The following is a 16,441-nucleotide window of genomic DNA, read 5'->3' as shown; positions in this document are numbered from 1 at the left end:
GGCCGGGTTAATCTGTCGGCAAGATCTGCCGCGTCAAATGCTCGTCACGACAGTACGTGACATCCTGTGAGCGCGGAGATCATCCAGATGCGGTTTTCTGACTTATCCATCCGAAACAAGCTTTTGTTGAGCGCGGGAGCACTGCTTCTCTTCTCGCTCGCAGGGGTGAGCCTTTCCGGATCGATGGCGATGACGAGCGCGGCCGAGGATGCTTCCGAGCGCGAGGCGCAGGCGCTGCTGACCGGCTTCGCGCAGGACGTCAATGTCGGTGTCGGCCGCGCCATCACGGCCGCCCAGACCACCGCCAACGCGGTGGAGGGCCTTGTCGCCGGCGGCATGGTCAACCGCGACAGTCTCGGCGACATGATGATCCGCGTCGTCGAGAACTATCCCGGCATCGTCGGCATGACGCTCGCCTTCGAGCCGAACGGGCTCGATGGCAAGGATGCGGACTTCACGGGTCACAAGTATTCCGACGCGACCGGACGTTTCGTTCCCTATTTCTACCACGGCGCCGACGGCAAGGTCGTTTCCGAGAAGCTGGTGATGACCAAGGAAACGGGCACCGAGGGCTGGTATGACCTGCCGGTGCGCGAGAACCGCTCGCTGATCACGTCCCCCTACACCTATCCGATCGACGGCAAGGACGTGCTGATGACCACCGTAAGCTGGGTGGTGCGCAGCGGTGGCAAGGCCATTGGCATCACCACCTCCGACCTGTCCCTGGCCAACATCGTGACCGCCATGTCGGCGCACCGTCCTTTCGGTGAAGGCGAGGTCAAGCTTGTCGGCAGCGGCAATCTCTGGGTCGCCACCGCCGATCCGGCGAAGCTCGGCAAGCCGGTCGAGGATCCGGCGGTGCTTGCGCTGGTCGGTCAGGCCGCAAACAGCGCGGATGGTGTCCGCTCCAGCCTTGTCGGCGATCGCTATCTGGCGATGCTCCCGGTCGAGTTTCCGGGAGTGCAGGAGAAGTGGTACGTCGCCATCGACGTTCCCTATTCGGCGATGGTCGCCGGTGCCATCTCTGCGCGCAACACGATGCTTGCCATCTCCGCCGTCCTGCTGGCGGTCGTTCTCGGCGTGGTCTGGTTCGGCGCTGGCGTCATTGCCCGCCCGGTCGTGGCGCTCACCGACGTGATGCGCCGGCTCGCCGGCGGCGACACCAGTGTCGATTCCGGTCTCGACGGCCGCGATGACGAGATCGGCGACATGGCCCGTGCGGTCGTCACTTTCCGCGACAATGCCCTCGAGCGTCAGCGCCTCGAGGCAGCCCAGTCCGAGGAGGAGGGCGCGCGCGCCGCCCGTCAGGCCCGCATCGAGGGACTGATCGGCAGCTTCCGCGACATGGTGCGCCAGCAGATCGGCACAGTGAGCGAGACGGCGACGGGCCTCGACGCGACGGCCCGCCAGTTGAGCGACATGGCCCGCGAAAGCGCCGACAGCGCCAGTGAGACCACCGACGCCAGCTCGCATGCGACGGCCAATGTGCAGACGGTTGCCTCCGCCGCCGAGGAGCTCTCCGCCTCGATTGCCGAGATCTCCCGCCAGGTCGGCCAGACCACCCAGGTCGTCAGCCAGGCGACCCAGGGCACCCATTCCACCAACGAGAAGGTCGCAGGCCTTGCCCAGGCCGCCAACAAGATCGGAGAGGTTGTCTCGCTGATCCAGGCGATTGCCGAACAGACCAACCTGCTGGCGCTGAACGCCACCATCGAGGCGGCGCGCGCCGGCGAGGCCGGGCGCGGCTTTGCGGTCGTCGCCGCCGAGGTCAAGGAACTCGCCACCCAGACCTCGAAGGCGACCGAGGAAATCTCCGCCCAGATCTCGGCGATCCAGGGCTCGACCACCGAGGCGGTCACCGCCATCGGCGAGATCGCCCAGATCATGCAGGAGGTGAACGGCTACACCACCTCCATCGCCACCGCTGTGGAACAGCAGGGCGCGGCGACGAGCGACATTTCGCGCTCGGTGCAGCAGGCGGCGGAAGGTACCGGCGCGGTGACCCGCAACATGGAGCGCCTCGCCTCGACGGTCGAGAGCACCTCCTCGGCCGCCGGCAACGTGCTCGACGCCTCCGACGCGATGGCCCGCAACACCGACGCGCTGCGTGAGGAGATCGACAGGTTCCTGCGCGAGGTCGCAGCGGCCTGATCGCCGGCTGACTGCAAAAAAAAGACCCCGGGTGCCGTGCGGCGTCCGGGGTTTTCGTTTTTTACGCCTGCCGATGCCGACGGGAGAGGACCTACTTGCCGACGAGCAGCACCACGGCGGCGCCCGATCCGTCGCGCAGAAGCACGCGCCCCGGCATGCCGTCGACCTGGACGGCGGCGGGGAAGTAGCGCATGAAGCGGCGCTCGAGGTCGCCGGTCGGGCCCTTGCAGTCCATCTTGGTCGCCATCACCCGGTCGGAAACGTCCAGCGTGCGCCCGTGCTGCTCCAGTGTGCCGCGCAGCCGGTTGCAGCCGGCGGAGGCTGCCCACAGGCCGTGCCGGTCGATGGTCACCTCGGTCCGGAGCGTGGTGTCGCCATCAAGATCGACGAGCGCGCCGCCGGGCGTGGCGATGGCGGCGATCCGCCACTCACCGGTGACCGACGGGCTGTGCTGCTCCGCTGCGGCGGAGCCGCTCGGCGCGGAAAGGGCGAGGAGGATTGCGGCGCTGCTGACAAGTCCTGGCAAGGCGCGAAACATCAGGGTGCGGCTCCCGGGCCGGATGACGTGTGAGGTGATGCGTCGGATCGCATGCATCAGAACGCATGCGGACTCGCGACGCAACCAGGATTGTTTCGATCCGCAATGTGGCCTGAAAGCGGCATTGCCCCTTCGTTCGCAGCATTTTCGTTTGATTGCCCGCGTGCCGCCTCCTACATCTCGGCCATGACAGCAACAAAGCAGATGCCCCGATCATGAGCGCCTCTCGCGGCGGCGATGCGCCGTCCGCAGCATCCACGGGCATAAAGACCTTGCTGGCGGGCCTCGGTGCGATCCGCGAGGACCGGGTCGAGCTTTTCGCCCCGCGCACCCGCGACGTCGATCCGCTGCCCGTCTGGCGCGACCCGGACAGCGGCGTGATCTTCATCGATGGCCATTACGTCGGCGACGGCACCTATCGCAGCGGCGCCTATCGTGGCGAGGCGAAGCCCCTTGGGGCGGGTGCCGATGCAAGCCCGGAAGACCGCGCCGACAGCCGTCGACGGATGGATGCCTTCCGCCCGCTGGTCGCTGGCCGGCGCATCTGCGATTTCGGCTGCGGCACCGGCGGCTTCCTGCGGCTTGCGAAGGGCGAGGCGGCGCGTGCCGTTGGCGTCGAGTTGCAGGAGGATGCGCGCGCCGCGCTTGCCGCGGAGGGAATCGCGACGGGCGAGCGGATCGCCGATCTTTCCGGCCCCTTCGACACGATCTTCCTGTTTCACGTTCTCGAACACCTGCCGGACCCTTTGGCGGTGCTGGCCGGGATCCGCGCCCATCTGGCGCCCGGCGGGCATCTCGTCATCGAGGTGCCCCACGCCCGCGACTTCCTGCTCGACGAGCTCGGCCTCGACGCCTTCGCCCGTTTCACGCTCTGGTCGCAGCATCTGGTGCTGCATACGCGCGCGTCGCTGCGTCTGCTGCTTGCGGCCGCGGGCTTCGTCGACATCGACATTTCCGGCGTGCAGCGCTACGGGCTTGCCAATCATCTGACCTGGCTGCGCGAGGGACGGCCGGGCGGGCATCGCGGCCCGCTCGCCACGCTGGAGACGCCGGCGCTTCGCGACGCCTATGAGCATGCGCTTGACCGGCGCGACGCCACCGACACACTCATCGCCACGGCCCGGCTGCCATGACCGGCGATCCGCGCGACGATCACGACAAGGAACGCAGAATGTCCAACCGTCAGCTTGACCGTTTTATCGGTGGCTCGCCCGGCGCCGTCATCGTGAAGCTTGTATTCCTGTCCTTCGTCGTCGGCGTGCTGATGTCGGCGCTCGATCTCAATCCGCTCGATATCTTCGACGGCGTGGTCGCCTTCTTCGAACGCCTGTGGAACATGGGCTTTGAGGCGCTCGGCCGGCTCGGCGGCTACTTCCTGCTTGGCGCGGTCGTCGTCATTCCCGTCTGGGTGGTGTTGCGCCTGCTCAATATGGGGCGTGGCTGAGGCCCTGCCTCAGGCGAAGGCCGCCGCCGCCCGGAAGAGCCCGGCGTGGCGGCGCGCCAGCCTGTCGATGTCGGCAAGATAGCCGCCCCCCATCACGCCGGCGAGTGGCAGCCCCGCCGCCCGCACGGTGCCGATGACATGGGCATCGCGCGCGGCAAGACCGGCGTCGCTCAGCGACAGCCGGCCGAGCCTGTCCTCCGCATGCGGGTCGACGCCGGCGTTGTAGAAGACGATGTCGGGGCGGAACGCGGCGAGAGCGGCATCGAGACCGTCGCGCAGCGCCTCCATGTAGGCCGCATCGCCGGTGTCGTCTTCCAGCGCGATGTCGAGCGATGAGGGCACCTTGCGCACCGGGTAGTTCTGCCGGCCGTGCAGGGAGAGCGTGAAGACACGCTCCTCGCCGGTGAAGATCTCCGCGGTTCCGTCGCCCTGGTGCACGTCGAGGTCGACCACCATCGCCCGCTCGATCGCCCCGTCGGCGATGAGCACGCGGATCGCCACCGCCACGTCGTTGAAGACGCAGAAGCCCGCGCCATGGGCCCGGCGTGCGTGGTGGCTGCCGCCGGCGGTGTTGCAGGCGATGCCGCGCTCCAGCGCGAGCGTCGCCGTCAGCACGGTTCCCGCTGTCGCGCAGCGCGCGCGCAGGCCGACCGCCTCGCTCATCGGCAAGCCGATCTCGCGGGCAACCGCCACGGGCACCTGCGCGGCGAGCACCTGATCGACATAGGTCTGGTCGTGCGCCAGCCCGAGCCACGCGGCCGGCGCCGGCGCGGGCTGGTGAAACCCTCCCGGCACCACGAGGTCCTCCTCGACAAGCACCTCCGCCACCCGGCGGAACTTGTTCATCGGAAAACGGTGATTGCTCGGGATCTCGGCGCAATAGGCGGGGTGATGGACAATGGCAAGCGACATGGCGTTCCGCGCTGGAAAGGGCGCTCCACGATAGGGCGAAACGGCCCCATGCGCGAGAGCAGGTCCTGTCCCTCTACGCAAACCGCCCCCCGGCGGATCGCCGGGGGGCGGTCGCCCGCGTCGGTGGTGGCTGCGGCATGCGGAGGGCGTGAAGCGCTCCCCGCATGCCGGTTCGTCCTGCCTCAGGCGGCCTCGCTGGCCTTTTCGGGCGGGAAGCGCTGGTAGAAGCGCTGGTCGGTGCGGGCCATCTCCTTCAGCAGCGCATTGGGCGCGAAACGGTCGCCATGCGCCTTTGCGAAGCGCTCGCACAGGGCGACGAAGGCCTTGCTGCCCATGCCGTCGATGTAGGAGAGCGTACCGCCGGTGAAGGGCGCGAAGCCGAAGCCCAGGATCGAGCCGACATCGGCCTCGCGCACGTCGCTCAGGCAGCCTTCCTCGAAGATCCGCGCCGTCTCCAGCGCCTGCATGACGAGAAGCCGCTGCTTGAGGTCGGCGACGTCGAAGTCCTCCGCCGGCTTCGGCTGGCCGGTAACCTCGGGGATGCCCGGCCACAGCGCCTTGTCGCGGCCCTGATAGTCGTAGAAGCCCTTGCCGTTCTTGCGCCCGAAGCGCTCGCGCTTGACGACCATGTCCTCGAGAATTGCGTCGAGCGGGCCGGCCTGGTAGGCCGCGCCCATGTCCTTGCGCGTTGCCGAGACGATCTTCCACGCAAGGTCGAGCGCCACCTCGTCGCCCAGCGACAGCGGCCCCACGGGCATTCCCGCCATCTTTCCGCAGGTCTCGATCATCGCCGCCGGCACCCCGTCGGCCAGCATCATCAGCCCCTCGCGAATGTAGGTCATGACGACGCGCGAGGTGTAGAAGCCACGGCTGTCATTGACGACGATGGGCGTCTTCTTGATGGCGCGGATGAAGTCGAGGGCCGTCGCCAGCGCCGCATCGCCGGTCTGCTTGCCCATGATCACCTCGACCAGCATCATCTTGTCGACGGGCGAGAAGAAGTGGATGCCAATGAAATCCGCCGGCCGCCTGGAGGCTTCGGCCAGCGAGGTGATCGGCAGGGTCGACGTGTTGGAGGCATAGATCGCGCCGGGCTTCATTGCCGCTTCCGCCTGCTCCGTCACCGCGCGCTTCACCTCGCGGTCCTCGAACACCGCCTCGATGACGAGATCGCAGTCGCCCAGAAGCGCATAGTCGGTGGTGGCGGTGATCCGCGAGAGCAGCGCTTCCTTGTCCTCGGCGCGCGCCTTGCCGCGCTTGATCGCCTTGGTCATCAACTCGTCGGAATGGGCCTTGCCCTTGTCGGCGGCTGCCTGCTCGCGGTCGATCAGCACCACCTCGATGCCGGCCCGGGCGCTGACATAGGCGATGCCGGCGCCCATGAAGCCGGCGCCGAGCACGCCGAGCTTCGCGATCCGTCGCTCCGGCTGGGCCGCCGGCCGCCGCGCGCCCTTGTTCAGCTCCTGCATGGAGACGAAGAGCGAGCGGATCATCGCCGCCGCCTCCGGGCTTTGCAGCACATGGGCGAAGTAGCGGCTTTCCACCGTCAGCGCCTGGTCCATGGGAAGCTGAAGCCCCTCGTAGACCGACTGCAGCAGCGCGCGCGCGCCAGGATAGTTGTCATGGGTCTCGCGCCGGTAGATGGCGGTTGCCGCCGGCCAGAACTGGAAGCCGGCCGGCGACTGGATCGCGCCGCCGGGCAGCCTGAAGCCCTTCTTGTCCCAGGGCTTCACCGGGTCGACACCGGCGCTCAGCAGCGCGCGCGCCGCCGCGACCAGCCCGTCCGCCGGTGCGGTGGCGTCGATGAGCTTCATCGCCTTCGCCTTGGCGGCGTCCAGCGTCTTGCCCTGCAGCAGGAACTGCAAGCCCTGCTGCGGGTCGCACATGCGCATGACGCGCTGGGTGCCGCCGGCGCCGGGGAAGAGGCCGACCTTGACCTCCGGCAGCGCCATCTTGAACGCATCGCCCTCGGCCGCGATCCGTGCGTGGCAGGCAAGCGCCAGTTCGGTGCCGCCGCCCATCGTGGTGCCGTTCAGCGCCGCGACGAAGGGCTTTCCGCAGGTTTCGAGCTTGCGATAGATGAGCGACAGCCGGCGCGACCCTTCGAAGAGCGTGCGCGTGGCCGCCTCCGCATCGCCGGTGTGCGCCTTGCGGAAGTCGCGCAACAGCCCTTCCAGCATGGTCAGGTCGGCGCCGCCGGTGAAGGTCGCCTTGCCGGACGTGATGATCGCTCCGGTCACCGCGTCGTCGGCGGCGACCTGATCGATGATCCGTTCGAGTTCATCCATCACGGACATGTCGATGACGTTCATCGACTTTTCCGGCATGTCCCAGGTGATGAGCGCGATGCCGTCGGTCGTCTCGAGGGTGAAGTTGGTGTAAGCCATTGTCGTTCCTCCGCCCGTTTCCTCAGATGCGCTCGATGATCGTCGCGGTGCCCATGCCCGCGCCGATGCACAGCGTCACCAGCGCGGTGTTGAGGTCGCGCCGTTCCATCTCGTCGAGAGCCGTCCCCAGGATCATCGCGCCGGTCGCCCCCAGCGGGTGGCCCATGGCGATGGCGCCGCCGTTGACGTTGACCATCGCCGGGTCGAGATCGAACGCCTGCATGAAACGCAGCACGACGGACGAGAATGCCTCGTTGATCTCGATGAGGTCGATGTCGGCCAGCGACATGCCGGAGCGCGCCAGCAGCTTGTTGGTGACATCCACCGGCCCGGTCAGCATCAAGGCCGGGTCTGAGCCGATGTTGGCGAAGGCGCGGATGCGCGCGCGTGGACGCAGGCCCGCGGCCTTGCCCGCCTCGCGCGAGCCGATCAGCACGGCGGCCGCGCCATCGACGATGCCCGAGGAGTTGCCCGCGTGGTGGACGTGGCGCACCGCCTCCACCTCCGGGTGGGCCTGGACCGCAACCGCGTCGAAGCCGCCCATCTGCCCCATGATCTCGAACGCGGCGGCAAGACCGGCGAGCGACTGCATGTCGGTCTCGGGGCGCATGTGCTCGTCCCGGTCGAGGATGACCAGCCCGTTGATGTCGCGAACCGGCACGACGGACTTGTCGAAATAGCCCTTCGCCCAGGCGTTCGCCGCCCGCTTCTGGCTTTCCACCGCATAGGCGTCGACGTCATCGCGGGTGAAGCCGTATTTGGTGGCGATGAGATCGGCCGAGACACCTTGCGGCATGAAGTAGGAGGGCAGCGCCACCGCCGGATCGACCGGCCAGGCCCCGCCCGAGGAGCCGATGCCGAGGCGGCTCATCGATTCCGCGCCGCCGCCGACAACGAGCGCGTGCTGGCCGCTCATCACCTGCGCGGCGGCGAAATTCACGGCGTCGAGGCCGGAGGCGCAGAAGCGGTTGATCTGCACGCCTGGCACCTTCGCCTCGTAGCCGGCGGCGAAGACGGCGGCGCGGGCGATGTCGCCGCCTGCCTCGCCGACCGGGTCGACGCAGCCGAGGATCACGTCCTCGACCAGGCTTGTGTCGAAGTCGTTGCGCGCCTTGAGCGCCTTGAGCGGCTCGGCGGCGAGCCCGACGGCGGTCACCTCATGCAGCGCGCCGTCCTTCTTTCCGCGTCCGCGCGGGGTGCGGACGTGATCGTAGATCAGTGCCTCGGCCATGCGTGTCTCTCCCTGAACATCGTTTCTTGAGGCGATCCGCGCCGGGCGACACCGCGCGCGGACCGCGCCGCCGCGCGGGCGGCCGCAAGGATGGGCGGAGGCCTCAGAAGGTCTCTGCCTGAAGCTCCATCACCGTGTCCGCGCCGGCGGAAACCCTGGCCAGTCGCAGCGCCGTCTCCGGCATGTGCCGCTCCATGAAGTGGCGCGCCAGCGTCAGCTTCGTCTTGTAGAAGGTGGCGTCGCCGTCGCCGGCCGCAAGGGCGGCATGGGCGGCCTTGGCCATCCGCGCCCACATGAAGCCAAGCGCGACGGTGCCGAACAGGTGCATGTAGTCGGTCGAGCCGGCGCCCGCGTTGTCGGGCTTCGCCAGCGCGTTGTTCATGAACCACATGGTCGCCTTCTGCAGGTCGTCCGCACCGGCCTTGAGCGCGGCGAGCAGGGGGGCGAGGTTTTCGTCGCCGCCATTTTCCTGAAGGAAGGTGCCGATCTCGTTGAAGAAGCTCATCACCGCCCGGCCGCCGTCGCGCGGAAGCTTGCGGCCGACCAGATCGAGCGCCTGGATGCCGTTGGCGCCCTCGTAGATCATGGTGATACGGGCGTCGCGCACGAACTGCGACATGCCCCATTCCTCGATATAGCCGTGGCCGCCGAACATCTGCTGGGCGGCGACCGCGTTGTCGAAGCCGAGGTCGGTGAAGACACCCTTGATGACCGGGGTCATCAGGCCCATGTGGTCGTCCGCCGCCTGGGCCGTCTTCTTGTCGGTGCTGCGGTGGGAAACGTCGGAGCGCAGCGCCGTCCACAGGATCAGCGCCCGGGCCGCCTCGTTGAAGGCACGGATCGACATCAGCGTCCGGCGCACATCCGGATGGACGATGATCGGATCGGCCGGCCCGTCGGGGTTCTTGGGGCCGGAAAGCGCGCGGCCCTGCAGCCGGTCGCGGGCGTAGGCGGCGGCGTTCTGATAGGCCACTTCCGACTGGGAGAGGCCCTGCACGCCGACGGCGAGCCGGGCTTCGTTCATCATCACGAACATGGCGTTGAGGCCACGGTTCTCCTCGCCGATCAGCCAGCCGGTCGCCCCGTCGTAGTTCATGACGCAGGTGGCGTTGCCGTGGATGCCCATCTTTTCTTCCAGCGCGCCGCAGGAGACCGCGTTGCGCGTGCCCGCCTCGCCCGCGTCGTCGGGAAGGAACTTCGGCACCACGAAGAGCGAGATGCCCTTGGTGCCCTCCGGCGCGCCCTCGATGCGGGCAAGCACCAGATGGACGATGTTGTCGGTGAGATCATGCTCGCCGGCGGAAATGAAGATCTTCTGACCCGTGATCTTGTAGCTGCCGTCGCCCTGCGGCACCGCACGCGACTTGATCAGCCCGAGATCGGTGCCGCAATGCGGCTCCGTCAGGTTCATGGTGCCCGACCAGTGGCCGCTCGCCAGTTTCGGCAGGTAGAGCGCCTTCTGCTCCGGCGAGCCATGCACCGCGATCGCCGCGGCGGCTCCCTGCGAAAGGCCCGGATACATGCCCCAGGCGAGGTTCGCGCCGGAGATGAACTCCTGGACGATGGTGTTCAGCGTCGTCGGCAGGCCCTGGCCGCCATAGGCCTCGGGCATCGACAGCGCGATCCAGCCGTTGTCGCGATAGGTCGCATAGGCGTCGCGGAAGCCCTTCGGGGTGGTGACGGAGCCGTCGGCACCGCGCTTGCAGCCTTCCTTGTCCCCGGTGGCGTTGAGGGGCGACAGCTCCTCCTCGCAGAAGCGCGCCGCCTCGCCGAGGATAGCCTCGACGATATCGGGGGTCGCGTCGCCGAAGCCCGGCAGGTCGGCGTGGGCGTCGTAGTCGAGAACCTGGTTGAGCAGGAAAAGCACGTCCTGGACAGGCGCGGAATAGCTCGGCATGCAATCGTCCTCCCGGTCTTGGCCGCCGCTCGCCGGCAATCGATCAGGTCGCAAGCGAACGGTCTTGAGCTTACGTTTCCGTAAACGTCACCTTGCGACCATCTATAGGGTCTCGCTGCCGCCCCGGCAAGAGGTAAGGGCGCATCCGCGCAGGCACCTCGGCGCGTATCGACCGGCTGGCAGGTTCGGCTCCCTACGCGGCAAGATTGCGTCGCAGCGTGACAGAATTTCGAAAATTGACGCGACGAATTGTCCGCTTTGCAGCCGTTCTCCGCAAGGGTGACGGCTGGCAGGGAGCGAGCGGGAAGGGGGGCGTCGATGCAGAATGCACGCGGCAGCGCTGCCTGGCCGGCGGTCGCGGGAGGCGGGGATAGCGCGCGTCGTGCGGAAACGAAGGCGGCGCCTTATTCGGCGCCGTCGGCTTCTTTTTCCTTCAGCATTCCCGAGACGATCTCGACGGTCCGGCCGAGTTCCTCGACCGCTTGGTCGATGTCCCGGCGCTGCTGCACGAGAATGTCGATCTGGCCCTGGAAGCGGGATAGGGCGACCCGCAGTTGGGTCACCTGGCCGTCGCGCAGGTCATAGAGATCCAGCATGTCGCGGATTTCCGACAGCGAGAAGCCGACGCGCTTGCCCATCAGAACCAGTTTGAGCCTGGCCCGGTCACGGCGCGTATAGACCCGATTCATCCCGTCCCGTCGCGGGTTGATCAACCCCTTGTCTTCGTAGAAGCGCAGGGTTCTAAGGGTAACGCCAAATTCTTTCGCGAGGTCGCCAATCGTGAAAAGCGTCTTTTTCGTCGACTCGTCTTTCGCCGCGACAGCTTCAACGATGTCGTTGTTTACCGAAAGCGCTTCGCTCATGATCTGGAACCTTCGATGTCTGTCCGGGTGCCGAAAATATCGCGGACTGGTGCGATGTCTGACCACTGCGCGAGAGCCATCGACATACATTCCGTGAAGGTAAGCGTCAAGACGAGCCTCGGTGAGCCTCGATGCGCGCGCCACTCTCACGGATGCCGGTCGACTTGTCCCCGCCGTGTCGCGCGGGCCGCCGCCTGCGCGCGATTCACCGCAGGTCGGTGGAAACCAGGGCCCGTTACCTTTGCTTAACCATAAGAAATCGGCGCTTAACCGGCTGTTTACCATAAGTCGCGACAGTCAGGACAACATCGACCGGATCGTGCGTAGCCGTTTGCGGCCGGAAGACCAAGGGAACGCGAGGCGCCTTCCGGCGCGCCCATCTGGGAAGAGGCAAGAAATGTCCTGGAACGTGCGCAATCGCACTTCACGCGGCGGAGCTTCCGAACGGGGGCAGGGTCCGGTTCACGACCACGATCTCCCCGCCGGAGAGGATGGCTGGTACGCGCCGCAGAACCGCGCCCCGGCATGGGACCGGCCGCCGCAGGATGCCGGCCGTCACTGGTCTGGCCATCCCGAGGACATCGCTCGCGATCGCTACGAGGATCATGGCGGCGCGCGCTCGGAGCGGGCCCGCGCCCGCGCCCAGCTCGACGATGTTGCCGACGCGCTCGGCCGGCTGATGGACCGGCCGGACGACACCCGCGCTGCCCCGGACACGACCTTTCACGCCGATCCCTATGCCCGTCCGGCCGAGCCGGGTCCGAACCGGCAGGCCCGCCGTGCGGCTGCCGCGCGCGGCCGTGGCGACCGTCGCCCCGCCGCTGCCTCCGGCGTGCCGCCGATGTCCGCCCAGCAGGGCGCGCGTCCGTCGGGCGATGCACGCACCAGCCGCATCGAGGCGGTGCTTTCGGCGCTCGACCGGCTCGACCGCCGCGTCGAGGATCTGTCGGGTGCCGCTCCCGCCGCCCGTGTCGCCGCCGAAACGCAAGAGGGCTATTACGCACCGCGCCCGCGTGCCGCGACCTCCGGACGCGGCGCGGCAACCGCTGCCGCCTATGCCCGCGAGGCCGCGCCGCGTTACGATGAGCGCGCCGCGCCGGCGACCGATGATTACGACACCGGCTTCGACTACGAGGAAGCGCGTCTCGACGCCCGCTTCGAGGAACGCGCAGCCGCTCCGGCCGACGACCTGCGGCCGCTCATTCAGGACCTTGCCCGCCGGATCGACGGCGCCAACGGCCCGCGCGACGCCCAGCTTTCGACGCTGCGCCGCGAGATCGCCGACCTGCGCGCCGCCCTTTCCGAGGGGCTGCGCGCCGAACGCGCCCGCCCGGCCGGCCGCGATGCCTCGGAAATGCGTCGGCTTTCGGAGACCGTGGAACGCCTGCGCGCCGACCGTGGCGACATGCGTCTCCTGCAGGACATGCGCGCCGAGATCGCCGATCTGCGCAAGACCATTGGCCAGTCCAACGTCGAAGGCATGCTGCAGTCGCTCGAAAGCGGCTACGCCCATCTGGTGCAGCGTCTCGACGAGGTCGCCCGGGCCCGCGTCGAGCCGCGCCTGGTCGACGAGCTCACCGGCCGTCTCGCCGACATCGAGAGCGCGTTCCGCATCGTGCCGCGTGCCGACCAGATCGTCGCCCTGGACGACCGGGTCTCCGACATCGGCCACCGGGTCGAGGAACTTGTCCGCCGTAACCCGGGCGAGGACATGGTTGCGCTGCGCGCAGAAATCCGCGCCGTTCGCGATCTGGTCGAGCGCATCGACGTGCAGGATCTCCTCGGCGGGATCGAGGCGAGCATCACGTCCCTGTCCTATCGTTTCGACGCCATCGACCGGCTTTGCGAGGACCAGCGCCATCTTGCCGACCGGCTGTCGGCCATCGAGGAGCGGGTGCCGGAAAGCGGCGCTGTCGAACGGCTCAACGACCGGCTGGGCGAGATCACCTCGATGCTCGCCGATGACCGCGCCGCCCGCGCCTCCGCACCGGAGATCGATGAGCGCCTCGGCGAGATCGCCGGCCGGCTAAAGCGTATCGAGAGCGCACGGCAGATGCCGCCGAGCTACGATGCCGCCTTCACGCTGCTGGAGAAGCGTCTCGCCGCCATCGACGGCAAGATCGACGCGCTAGACCGCCCGGAAAGCCTTGTTCTAAATGGCGAAGGGGCGAGCGGCTCCATCGAGCTCGACCTGATTTCCCGGCTCGAGGCCGGCATTGCCCAGCTCAACGAGCGCTTCGAGAGCGCCCCCGCCGCGACCGGCGAGCCGGCCGACCTTGGGGCGCTGCACCGCGAGGTTGCGGCCCTGCGCGACAGCGTGTCGGGTGCCGGCGTCAGCGCCGATCTGGAAGCGCGCCTGCGCGATCTCGCAGATGCGGCGAGCCGTGGCGCGGGCAGTTCCGACGTTGCCGTTCTCGCGCAGGTCGAGGACAAGATCGCTTCGCTCGCCGCCAAGCTCGACGCCGCCGAGGCCGGGTTCTCGCGGCTTGGCGATCTGGGACAGGCCGGCGGCGATGCCACGATTGCCGCGGCGCTACGCGACGATCTTCACCGCCTGATGGACGCCGCGACCAGCTCCGAGCAGCGCAGCCGCGAGGCGATGGACAGCGTCCAGGGCGTTCTCTCCTCCATCAACGCCCGCCTGCAGGCGCTGGAAATCGACGGCTACGGCTCCGACAACCCGGTTTCCGAGATCGAGGACAACCGTCCGCTCGAGCCCGGCTCCGGCGTTCCGCCGCGCCGCCGCCAGCAGGATGCGGCCGCTCAGGCTCCTTCCAGGCAGATCCCGATGCCGGGTCGCCCTGCAGCACCGGCGCAGGACAAGCGTCCGGCACGCAAGGTCAGGGCCCCGGGCGAGGTCGACGGCATCCAGTCGGCGTTGAGCGCGACCGCGGCGGCCGCCTCGGCCGCGGCTGCGAGCGGGCAGCCCCAGGCGCTGCGCGACCGCAAGGCCGATTTCATTGCCGCCGCCCGCCGCGCCGCGCAGGCCGCGAGCGAGGAAGCCGAGACCCGCAAGGGCGCGCTCGCCTTCCTCAGCTCCGCCGCGAAGGAGGGCGAGGAGGCCGAGACCGGTTCGGCCGCTGGCTGGCTTCGCTCGCGTCTGCCGGGCCGGCGCCGCAAGGTCGCCGCCGCCGCCGAGACGGACGCGCGGGCCGAGGCCGATGCCGCTCAGGTCGAGTTGCAGAACGGTGACCGCCGCGAGGGCGGGCGTCGCGCTGGCCGTGGCAAGAACGCCAAGGCGCCCGAGGTGCGTGCGGCCAAGGGGCCACAGGTCGTCGACGTGCCGGAGATCGAGGCCCCGGCCCGCGAGGGCGAGGCTGAAGTTGCCGCCGCCGGCGGGCGCGGCATGTTCTCCCCCGGCGGGCGTCGCGCGGTGCTGCTGGCTGCCGCCGCCGTCGTGATCGCGCTCGGTGCATTGCAGATCTTCAAGCAGGTTTCTCCGGCAGGCGACGGCATTGCCGCGCTTGAGACGCCGCCCGTTGTCGCGGGCACGGTCGAGACCCAGACCCAGACCGCGCAGGCCGAAAAGGCGCCGGCCGGTACCGGGACACAGTCCGCGCGCACCACCTCGCAGGTCGCCGAAGCGGGCGGGCAGGCGATGCCTCAGGCCGCCCGCACGGGTGGCGAGGCAAGGCCCCCGGCAGCCGGCGTGTCTGGTGGCCCGGAGATCGCCGGGACGGCCCGAACACAGCCCCGCGCCCCTGCGTCCGGCGATTTCGCAGCCGGGTCTCCGGAACGCCCGGCTCCGGTCGACACGGCGCGTTCCGCGCCGGCCGGCAACGGCGAGGCCGCGGTCGCCTTTGCTCCGCCCTCCATTTCCGGCAGCGGCTTCTCGGCCCGGCCCGACAGCATTCCCGCGCCGCAGTTCTCCCGCACGCCTTCCGCGACCGCCACGGTCGCGGAGACCGAGGCTGCGCCGAAGGCTGAGGACAGCGGTCCGCGCAAGCCGGTGCCCGCAGGGGCGCTTGCCGCGATCCCGCAGGACGCCGGGCCCATTGCCCTGCGCGAGGCTGCGGCCTCCGGCAATCCGGCCGCCTTCTTTGCCATTGCCGTGCGCTACACCGAGGGCACGGGCGTAACCCCGGACCTCGCGGTGGCGGCGCGCTACTACGAAAAAGCCGCCGATGCCGGGCTGGCGCCGGCCCAGTACCGCCTCGGCAGCCTCTACGAGAAGGGGCGCGGCGTCGAAAAGAACCTGGAGATGGCGCGCGACTGGTATCTGCGCGCTGCCGAGAAGGGCAACGCCAAGGCGGCGCACAATCTCGCCGTTCTCTATGCCGAGGGTCTGTCCGGCACGCCGGAATTCCGCGATGCGGCTTACTGGTTCAAGAAGGCGGCCGAGTTCGGCCTTGCCGACAGCCAGTACAATCTCGGGATCCTCTATGCCCGCGGCCTCGGCCTCGAGAAGAACCTGGTGGAGAGCTACAAGTGGTTCTCGCTGGCCGCCAAGCAGGGCGACCGGGAGGCCGGCAACAAGCGCGACGAAGTCGCCAACATGCTCTCGGGCGAGACGCTCGCCGAAGCGCGGCTGGCGGCGGAGACCTGGAAGGAGACGCCGCGCCAGGCATCCGCCAACGAGGTCGACATCAAGCCGGCATGGACGACGCCGGCGGAAACCGTCTCGCGTGCCTCCGTCACGGTTGGCCCGCGCGAACTGGTGAAGAACGTGCAGCAGCTTCTCGCTGCCCGCGGTTTCGACCCGGGCGGAGCGGACGGCCAGGTGGGACCGCGCACGCGCGACGCCGTGCGGGCCTATCAGGCGGCGGCAGGGCTTTCGGTGACGGGGGCGATCTCCCGCGAACTGCTCGATTCGCTTTCCGGCCAGTCGATCTGATCGCTGACCGGCAACCGATCGGCAACAATCGGGTGAAGGTTGTCGTCACCACGGGTTTGGTGGCGGGATGCGCATTGACACAGGTTTCCACCCGGCGCTTTATCGAAAGCCGGGAACATCTGGGGGCGGTCGAACCGACGGCCACCCCCGCCAATGAAAGCGGGGTGGCGCGCCACCCGTGAAC

General features: G+C 68.7%; 10 protein-coding genes. 4 read left to right on the top strand and 6 right to left on the bottom strand.

From position 1 onward, the window contains the following. The first annotated feature begins 126 nt into the window (after nt 1-126). Nucleotides 127-2,151, top strand: coding sequence for a methyl-accepting chemotaxis protein (locus ACSLUQ_RS10645; protein WP_461808516.1), 2,025 nt, complete (start codon nt 127-129; stop codon nt 2,149-2,151). Between the two features lie 91 nt (nt 2,152-2,242). Here the strand turns inward: ACSLUQ_RS10645 and ACSLUQ_RS10640 are convergent, their stop codons facing one another. Beyond that, entirely contained in the window at nt 2,243-2,689 is a 447-nt protein-coding gene (locus ACSLUQ_RS10640; RefSeq protein ID WP_417773539.1) for an META domain-containing protein, read from the bottom strand. Nucleotides 2,690-2,904: 215 nt separating this feature from the next. Here ACSLUQ_RS10640 and ACSLUQ_RS10635 point away from each other — a divergent pair, with 215 nt between their 5' ends. After that, nucleotides 2,905-3,822, top strand: a complete 918-nt coding sequence (locus ACSLUQ_RS10635; RefSeq protein ID WP_461808515.1) for a class I SAM-dependent methyltransferase — start codon at nt 2,905-2,907, stop codon at nt 3,820-3,822. Between the two features lie 38 nt (nt 3,823-3,860). Next, nucleotides 3,861-4,133 (top strand): DUF6460 domain-containing protein, encoded by a 273-nt coding sequence (locus tag ACSLUQ_RS10630; RefSeq protein WP_461808514.1) that lies wholly within the window; start codon nt 3,861-3,863, stop codon nt 4,131-4,133. Between the two features lie 9 nt (nt 4,134-4,142). Here the strand turns inward: ACSLUQ_RS10630 and ACSLUQ_RS10625 are convergent, their stop codons facing one another. The 5 genes from ACSLUQ_RS10625 to ACSLUQ_RS10605 form a co-directional block, all read right to left on the bottom strand. After that, nucleotides 4,143-5,045, bottom strand: a complete 903-nt coding sequence (locus ACSLUQ_RS10625; RefSeq protein WP_461808513.1) for a histone deacetylase family protein — start codon at nt 5,043-5,045, stop codon at nt 4,143-4,145. 182 nt (nt 5,046-5,227) lie between these two features. Then, the gene (locus ACSLUQ_RS10620) at nt 5,228-7,432 is read right to left on the bottom strand and encodes a 3-hydroxyacyl-CoA dehydrogenase NAD-binding domain-containing protein (protein WP_461808512.1); all 2,205 of its coding nucleotides are present in this window, start codon (nt 7,430-7,432) and stop codon (nt 5,228-5,230) included. Between the two features lie 22 nt (nt 7,433-7,454). Beyond that, entirely contained in the window at nt 7,455-8,663 is a 1,209-nt protein-coding gene (locus ACSLUQ_RS10615; protein ID WP_461808511.1) for an acetyl-CoA C-acetyltransferase, read from the bottom strand. 103 nt (nt 8,664-8,766) lie between these two features. Then, nucleotides 8,767-10,560: an acyl-CoA dehydrogenase C-terminal domain-containing protein gene (locus tag ACSLUQ_RS10610; RefSeq protein WP_417773545.1), complete on the bottom strand. Its 1,794-nt coding sequence runs from the start codon at nt 10,558-10,560 to the stop codon at nt 8,767-8,769. A 404-nt stretch (nt 10,561-10,964) separates the two neighbouring features. After that, a complete protein-coding gene (locus ACSLUQ_RS10605; RefSeq protein ID WP_417773546.1) occupies nt 10,965-11,423 on the bottom strand; it encodes a MerR family transcriptional regulator in 459 nt (152 codons plus the stop codon). A gap of 397 nt (nt 11,424-11,820) precedes the next feature. Here ACSLUQ_RS10605 and ACSLUQ_RS10600 point away from each other — a divergent pair, with 397 nt between their 5' ends. Further along, nucleotides 11,821-16,257, top strand: coding sequence for a peptidoglycan-binding protein (locus tag ACSLUQ_RS10600; RefSeq protein WP_461808510.1), 4,437 nt, complete (start codon nt 11,821-11,823; stop codon nt 16,255-16,257). Nucleotides 16,258-16,441: the final 184 nt, after the last annotated feature.

The sequence above is a fragment of the Stappia sp. ICDLI1TA098 genome, assembly GCF_054880955.1.
The sequence above is the reverse complement of the archived record's forward strand: the minus strand, read 5'-3'. Positions and strand labels throughout refer to the sequence as shown.

Coding starts and splice junctions, on each gene's coding strand:
- ACSLUQ_RS10640 (WP_417773539.1), bottom strand. CDS start 2,689: ATGTTTCGCGCCTTGCCAGGACTTGTCAGCAGCGCCGCAATCCTCCTC.
- ACSLUQ_RS10635 (WP_461808515.1), top strand. CDS start 2,905: ATGAGCGCCTCTCGCGGCGGCGATGCGCCGTCCGCAGCATCCACGGGC.
- ACSLUQ_RS10630 (WP_461808514.1), top strand. CDS start 3,861: ATGTCCAACCGTCAGCTTGACCGTTTTATCGGTGGCTCGCCCGGCGCC.
- ACSLUQ_RS10625 (WP_461808513.1), bottom strand. CDS start 5,045: ATGTCGCTTGCCATTGTCCATCACCCCGCCTATTGCGCCGAGATCCCG.
- ACSLUQ_RS10620 (WP_461808512.1), bottom strand. CDS start 7,432: ATGGCTTACACCAACTTCACCCTCGAGACGACCGACGGCATCGCGCTC.
- ACSLUQ_RS10615 (WP_461808511.1), bottom strand. CDS start 8,663: ATGGCCGAGGCACTGATCTACGATCACGTCCGCACCCCGCGCGGACGC.
- ACSLUQ_RS10610 (WP_417773545.1), bottom strand. CDS start 10,560: ATGCCGAGCTATTCCGCGCCTGTCCAGGACGTGCTTTTCCTGCTCAAC.
- ACSLUQ_RS10605 (WP_417773546.1), bottom strand. CDS start 11,423: ATGAGCGAAGCGCTTTCGGTAAACAACGACATCGTTGAAGCTGTCGCG.
- ACSLUQ_RS10600 (WP_461808510.1), top strand. CDS start 11,821: ATGTCCTGGAACGTGCGCAATCGCACTTCACGCGGCGGAGCTTCCGAA.